General features: G+C 59.9%; 8 protein-coding genes. 7 read left to right on the top strand and 1 reads right to left on the bottom strand.

Going from position 1 to position 6,536, the window contains the following annotated elements; genetic code table 11:
- From H1Y01_RS02835 to H1Y01_RS02805, 7 genes are all read left to right on the top strand, one after another.
- Positions 1 to 543, top strand: a 543-nt coding sequence (locus H1Y01_RS02835; RefSeq protein ID WP_180538582.1) for a type II secretion system F family protein, incomplete at its 5' end; no start/stop codon positions are given.
- A gap of 211 nt (positions 544 to 754) precedes the next feature.
- Entirely contained in the window at positions 755 to 1,633 is an 879-nt protein-coding gene (locus tag H1Y01_RS02830) for a prenyltransferase/squalene oxidase repeat-containing protein (RefSeq protein WP_219341210.1), read from the top strand.
- 6 nt (positions 1,634 to 1,639) lie between these two features.
- On the top strand, positions 1,640 to 2,590 hold the full coding sequence (locus H1Y01_RS02825; RefSeq protein WP_180538580.1) for a DUF362 domain-containing protein: 951 nt from the start codon (positions 1,640 to 1,642) through the stop codon (positions 2,588 to 2,590).
- A 4-nt stretch (positions 2,591 to 2,594) separates the two neighbouring features.
- Positions 2,595 to 3,065: a TadE/TadG family type IV pilus assembly protein gene (locus H1Y01_RS02820; RefSeq protein WP_180538579.1), complete on the top strand. Its 471-nt coding sequence runs from the start codon at positions 2,595 to 2,597 to the stop codon at positions 3,063 to 3,065.
- 4 nt (positions 3,066 to 3,069) lie between these two features.
- Positions 3,070 to 3,699 (top strand): hypothetical protein, encoded by a 630-nt coding sequence (locus H1Y01_RS02815; RefSeq protein WP_180538578.1) that lies wholly within the window; start codon positions 3,070 to 3,072, stop codon positions 3,697 to 3,699.
- Position 3,700: 1 nt separating this feature from the next.
- Positions 3,701 to 5,134, top strand: a complete 1,434-nt coding sequence (locus H1Y01_RS02810; protein ID WP_180538577.1) for a vWA domain-containing protein — start codon at positions 3,701 to 3,703, stop codon at positions 5,132 to 5,134.
- Positions 5,135 to 5,149: 15 nt separating this feature from the next.
- Positions 5,150 to 6,226, top strand: coding sequence for an L-dopachrome tautomerase-related protein (locus H1Y01_RS02805; protein ID WP_180538576.1), 1,077 nt, complete (start codon positions 5,150 to 5,152; stop codon positions 6,224 to 6,226).
- 6 nt (positions 6,227 to 6,232) lie between these two features.
- Here H1Y01_RS02805 and H1Y01_RS02800 read toward each other — a convergent pair.
- The coding region (locus H1Y01_RS02800) for a hypothetical protein (RefSeq protein WP_180538575.1) at positions 6,233 to 6,536 on the bottom strand (304 nt) is incomplete at its 5' end.

Genomic DNA, 6,536 nt, shown 5'->3' with positions numbered 1-6,536 from the left:
GGCGGTGCGGTAGGCGGGTACTTTGCGCCTGGCTTTTTTCTTGATCGCATTACTTCGAAACGCCGCGAGCAGATCCGTTTTGCGCTTCCCGATGCTCTGGATTTATTGGTGATCTGCGCGGAAGCGGGTTGCGGTCTCGATCAGTCTCTAGTTACAGTGAGCCGCGAATTAGTTGTCGCGCATCCGGTACTCTGCGAAGAACTCAATATCCTTAACTTAGAATCTCTGGCCGGGAAAACCCGCCAGGACGCATTACGTAATTTCGCGACGCGTACCGGCGAAGAGGAAGTGCAACGGCTGGTGGCGCTGCTCGTACAGACCGACCGGTTCGGAACGAGCGTTTCTGAAGCGCTTAGAACCCAGTCGGATGCGATGCGCGTGCACCGGCGTCAGCAGGCGGAGGAGCGTGCCGGGAAGATCGGCGTGAAACTGGTGTTTCCGATCTTCTTCTTCTGCCTGCCGTCGCTCTTTATAATTGCCGCGGGGCCAGGTATGTTACAGCTGTTTCGAAACCTGCCGATGCTTAACAGCGGCGGGCACTAAAGCAGGCACTAAAGCTATAACCGCGTTCCGCCGATCATTACAACACTTACAAGGTTGAGAGTATCGGGAACGCGGGATGACTGACTGATGGAGGAGGCTTCAAAAATGGATCCAATGACGATGCAGACCGGTGTGTGGATTTTAGCGGGCGCGGTTTTGCTGCTTTATATCAAGCGCCGCCGCAAACGCAAGACCACGATCTAGGCCCAGGGTGGAACGGGACGGCGGATATTCCGCGTTGGTCCGCGCGCAAGGTTCCGACGGCGGCTGGGGTTACCATCCCGGCTCAAGTTCATGGACCGAGCCGACGGCGCTCGCGGTGCTTGCGCTTCGGGAAACAATAGGAGCGCGGGACGCTGTTGCGCGGGGGTGCGATTGGCTCATTCGCTCCCAAAGACCGGACGGCGGCTGGCCGCCATGCCCCGCCGTCAATCAAAGCACGTGGGTGACGAGCTTCGCTGCGATCGCGCTCGCCGGTAGTCGCACGCCGGCTGTGATCGAGCGCGCGGGTGCGTGGCTGCTGAATCACAGGGGCCGCGGATCAGGCGCTCTCGACAGGCTACGCTGCTGGCTCGTGCGGGATCCCTGCGACCCGACACCTTCGGGGTGGTCGTGGTATCCCGAAACCGCCTCGTGGGTGATCCCAACTGCCGTAAGCCTTCTGGCTTTGAACAAGATTTCGATCGATTTGACCTTGGCCGGCTCGACCCTGGCTAAACGGCGCATCACTGACGGGCAGGGATTCCTGTTTGCTCGGGAGTGCCCGGCAGGCGGATGGAACCACGGAGGAACATTTGTGCGCAGCGAGAATGCCCAACCTTACCCCGAGACAACGGGTCTTGCCCTGCTCGCGTTGCGCGGTACGAGCGGTGCGAATGCCGCGCGGCTCAGCATTTCGCTCGCGCGCGCACACCAGATGCTTCGGTCACCGCAATCCGCGCAAGGATCAGCGTGGCTTCGCATGGGACTTGCGGCCTGTGAACCCAACACTGCCCCTCCGCTGTCGAACGTCCGCTCCTGGAACTGGACAACCGTCGACGTAGCTCTCGACGTGATCTCCGCGCTTTCCACAAACCCTCTACTGAGTTGAATGGCAATGTACCCCCTGGTATCGCGCCGTCACTTCTTCTTCGGAGCTCTCGCCTTGGGCGGTTGTTCGGCATCTCGACCGGCCGCGGTCGAGCACGCCGTCTCCATCCACAAAGCCGCGTCCTATGAAGTCGATCTGGAACAAATTCTGCGGACGGTGCTGACAGAGCAGCGTTGCGACGTACGCGGAAAACGCGTGCTTCTGAAACCGAACCTGGTCGAGTTCGAGGCCGATCGCCCGATCAATACGCATCCCCAGCTGGTAGCTGCCGCATGTGCCGCGTTTCAAGCCGCGGGCGCCCGCGAGGTTCTAATCGCGGAAGGTCCCGGTCATCGCCGCCCAACCTGGGATATGGCGGAAGCGGCGGGTTATTTCGATGCGCTTCCCCGTTTCGAATCCCAATTTACCGATCTGAACCTGGACAACGTGACTCGTGTCCAGCTTAAGACGAACCACTCGAGTCTGCGCGAGTTGTATCTGCCGAATACCGTACTCCGCGCCGATCTTCTGGTCTCTCTGGCCAAAATGAAAACGCATCACTGGGCCGGCGCCACGCTCTCAATGAAGAACCTCTTCGGGATCGTTCCTGGCGGGGTCTATGGATGGCCCAAGAACGCGCTGCACTGGGCGGGAATCGATGAATCGATCGCCGACCTGAACGCCTTTTTTCCAAGCCATTTCTCGATAGTCGACGGCATTGAGGCGATGGAAGGCAACGGCCCGATCCTGGGCTCTAAGAAGGAGATGGGCGTCATCGTCGCAGGCGCGCATCCGCCTTCGGTGGACGAGACCTGCTGTCGCATTATGGGGATCGATCCAACTCGGATCGCATTCCTTCAACTCGCGGCCAAAAACAACTCCAGGCCTTCCACAATCAGCCAGATTGGCGAGAAGATTGCCGCGGTCGCGTCGCCGTTCGCGCTCATTCCAGAATTGCAGCACCTCAGGTTGAGCTAAATCCATGCGACGCTTCCGTTGTTGCGAACGCGGCTCCCAGGTAATCGAACTCGGACTCGTCCTGCTGCCGATGTTCGCGATTGTTTTCCTAATGATGGATTCCGCGTGGGCGGTGTTTGCCAAAGCCAGTCTGCAATACGCCGTGCGCCAGGGCTGCCGGTACGCGGTTACGAGCCAGACTTTACCGGGAATGGGTCAGGACGACTCGATCAAAACCGTCGTCCAGAATTGCAGCCTTGGGTTTCTGAATAGTGGCGCGAACAACCAGAACAACGTCTCGATCAGCTATTTCAATCCCAGTACCCTACAACCGACGAACAGTAATGCCGGCGGCAACGTCGTTCAGATCGCCATTAACAACGTCACCGTGGCTCCACTGGTTCCCCTGTGGCGAAGCGCGACGCCGCTGCAGATCTCGGCCGTGTCGTCGGACGTCATGGAGGCCTCGCCGAATGGAATCCCGCCGCCCCGGTGAACCAATGACACTTCGATCGCGGGGTTCAAGAGCGCGGGGGAGCGCGCTTGTCGAGTTCGTGCTTTGCTGCATCGTCTGGGTGCCGCTGCTGCTCGGCACCATATTCATCGGGATCAACGTCGCGCGCTCCATTGAGGTGACGCAGATCTGCAGGGATTCCGGCCACATGTACGCGTACGGGGTGGACTTCTCGCAAGCCGGCAATCAGGCGATTCTGGTCCAGTTAGCCACCGGCTTCTACATCACGCCGACTGCCGGGAACGGCGTCTTCATTCTTTCGACCGTGATGCTTGTCGGCCCTCAACAATGCCAGGCCGGCGGACTGGAGCCTGACTCCGGAAGCTGCCCCAACCTGAACGATGTCGTGTTTACTCGCCGTATCGTCGTCGGCAACCAGAGTCTGCTCGCAAGCAACTACGGAACGCCAAACCCGGCTTACATCAGCGCCGACGGATCGATCAGCAGCACCGGATATCTTACGGACGGCACGATGCGGGTGCCGGGCTTCCCGTCGTCACTGAACATGACCCCCGGACAGAGCGCTTACATCTCGGAAGCATACTTCAGCGAGCCCGACCTGAATTGGAATACCTTCACCACCAATCAAGGCATCTATTCGAGCTTCATTTTCTGACATGCCAACTTCTCGATCACGCCGCAAACGACAGAAGGGCGCCGCGCTCATCATGCTGACCATGATGCTGAGCGTCGTCGTGATTCCCATGATCGGCTTAGCCATCGACGGAGGGATGGCTTACCTGGTGCAGACGCGCCTCTCCGCCGCCTGCGATGCCGCGGCACTGGCGGGCGCGCGGTCGTTAAGCGTCGGCCTGACCCTGGACAGTCAGATCGCCGCGGCAACCGCAACGATTAATGAGTACCTGCAGACAAACTATCCCACCGGAATGTTCCGCACGTTCAATCTGACCGTCACCACCAATATCCAGCAAACCGCGTATAAGACGAGGACTATCAGCGTCAATGCCACCATCGTGATGCCCACATTGTTCATGAGCATCCTCAACCATCCGACAGCCACCATGGCCGCGTCAGCCCAGGCGACCCGGCGCGACGTCAACATCATGCTCGTCATTGACCGGTCCAGCTCGATGGCCACCGCGGGAGTATGCAACATCATGGTCGCTTCGGCGCAAGCGTTCGCCAACGATTTCACCAACGGCCGCGACCGCATGGGCCTGATCACGTTCATGGCGACGCCCACGCTTGACTATGCACCGACGGTCGATTTCAAGAGCAATACGCCCGCGTTAACCGATGTGCTCGGCGAGGCGCAATGCGGCGGAAACACCGGATCGGCGGCGGCCTTGTGGATGGCTTATCAGCAGTTGCAGGCGATTAACGAGCCCGGCGCGTTGAACCTGATCGTTTTTTTCACCGATGGCGTGCCGAACGGTGTCAGTGCCGTCTTTCCAGTCAAAACCAAGACCGATACACGCTACAGCGTTTCCGATCCGTCAACACTCGCGTCATTGGCGCCGAGCCCCTGCAAAGCCGGCACGCTAACCGGGGCGATCGCCCAGGAGGCCAACAACACTACCTTCGGCCCCACCGCCGGAGTGTTCGCCATTCAACCCGTTGCCCCGAGTGTGACGGCGGACGCGATCGAAGCGGCGCCCGGTTGCGCGTTTACCTCGAACTGGTTCGCCATGCGGGCGGATGTTGCCTATATTCCGCCCACAGACATAAACGGCAACGCGACCACCGGGTACCAGCCCGTAGACACTTACCCGAACGGACCCTACGCGGGTCAGATCCGCGTGGACACGCCCCCGGCGCTCACCGAGGCCTCGCAGAACGCCGCGGATAACGCGGCCATCCGCATTCGCGCCGACCGAACGCTGACGCCCGTCATTTACACCATCGGACTGGGCGGCACGTCGTTCCAGCCGCTGGACCAGACCTTCCTGCTCCGGCTGGCCAACGATCCGAGAAGTCCCATCTACGATCCCTCGGAGCCGGGCGGCCTGTTTGTATATGCTCCCGACGCGACGCAGCTGAACACCGCCTTCAATACGGTTGCGTCACAGATCCTGCGCCTGTCTAAATGATCGGCGAAGCACAGAGTGCGGCATAAGTTGGCGCGCGGTGTGCTTCCGTTTGTTGCGCATGGCACCGCTGCAAAGCCGTACTCTTCACCCTCGCGCTGGTTCCATTGCTTGCCGGCCGCGCAAGGCGAGCAACTTACCGAGGTCTATAAGAACAACGACTTCCAATTAACCGGGATCACCGTATCGAAGTCCGGCAGAATGTTCGTGAACTTCCCGCGCTGGTCGGATAAGTACCGGAACGCGGTGGTCGAAGTGATGAAGGACGGCTCGACCAAACCGTACCCGGATAGCAACTGGAACATCTGGGACATGAAAGCGGCCTCTGCCGGAGACCACTTCGTCTGCGTACAAAGCGTGGTTACGGACGATACGGATACGCTCTGGGTGATCGATCCCGCAGCCCCGCTGCTCGCCAGCATCGTGCCCGGCGGCCCAAAGCTTGTGCGGATCGATCTTGCAACCAATAAGATCACCAACGTTTACCGCTTCGGCCCCGATACCGCGAAGACCAACAGCTACCTGAACGACGTCCGCGTCGACACGAACCGCAAGTTCGCATACATGACCGATAGCGGCGCCGGAGGGATTGTCGTATTGGATCTCAACACTGGCATTGCACATCGCGCGCTGGACGGGAACCCGAGTGTGATGGCCGAGAAGGGCGTCCAGATCAGCGTAAACGGCAAGCCTGTGGTCGGACCGAACGGCAAAACGCCGCAGATCAACTCAGACGGCATCGCTCTCTCACATGACGGTGAGTCTCTCTACTACAAGCCGCTGACGGGCGCAATGCTTTACCGGATCAAGACCGGCTTGCTGCGTAACGCGAGTGCGAGCCCGGCGGCCATCAGCGCGGGCGTGGAGAAAGTGGCCAAGACATTCCCATCCGATGGTTTGTGGATGGACGCTCAAGACCGGATCTACATCGGCAGCATCAACGAGAGCACCATCTACCGCATCGTGAAGGGCAAGATGGAGAAGCTGGCGTCCGATCCGCGGCTGGAATGGCCGGATACATTCTCACAGGGGCCTGATGGAAGGATGTACATCAGCGCATCGCACATCAACGACGGACCTCAGTTCGCGCCCTAGCCTGGCTTAGTGCGTCAGCGCGTACCAGGCGCCGATGCGGACGTCGTCGAAGTTCGGCTTCCGTGGGTTGCCTTGGTTGACCAAGTAGACGCCGCGCAGTGCGCTTACCGTGACGGTGAGAGCGTCCGGCGTGCCGTTCCAATGGAAGCGAACGCCGGGTCCCGTTTCGGCGAAGTTTGCCCAGTACTGCCGTTTCAGATCTCCAGTGAAGTTCAAGTTCCAGAAAAGCTGGGTTTGCAGCGGCAAGGTAGCGGGAGTATATCCCGCGCGATTCTGGGTGTATCCGAGCGTGTCGTGATCGAAGCGGCTG

Origin of the sequence: Nevskia soli, assembly GCF_903970205.1 — a bacterium.
Classification (GTDB): Bacteria; Acidobacteriota; Terriglobia; order Bryobacterales; family Bryobacteraceae; genus Bog-113.
Note: the sequence above shows the minus strand (reverse complement) of the source record. Positions and strands in the feature narration are given on the sequence as shown.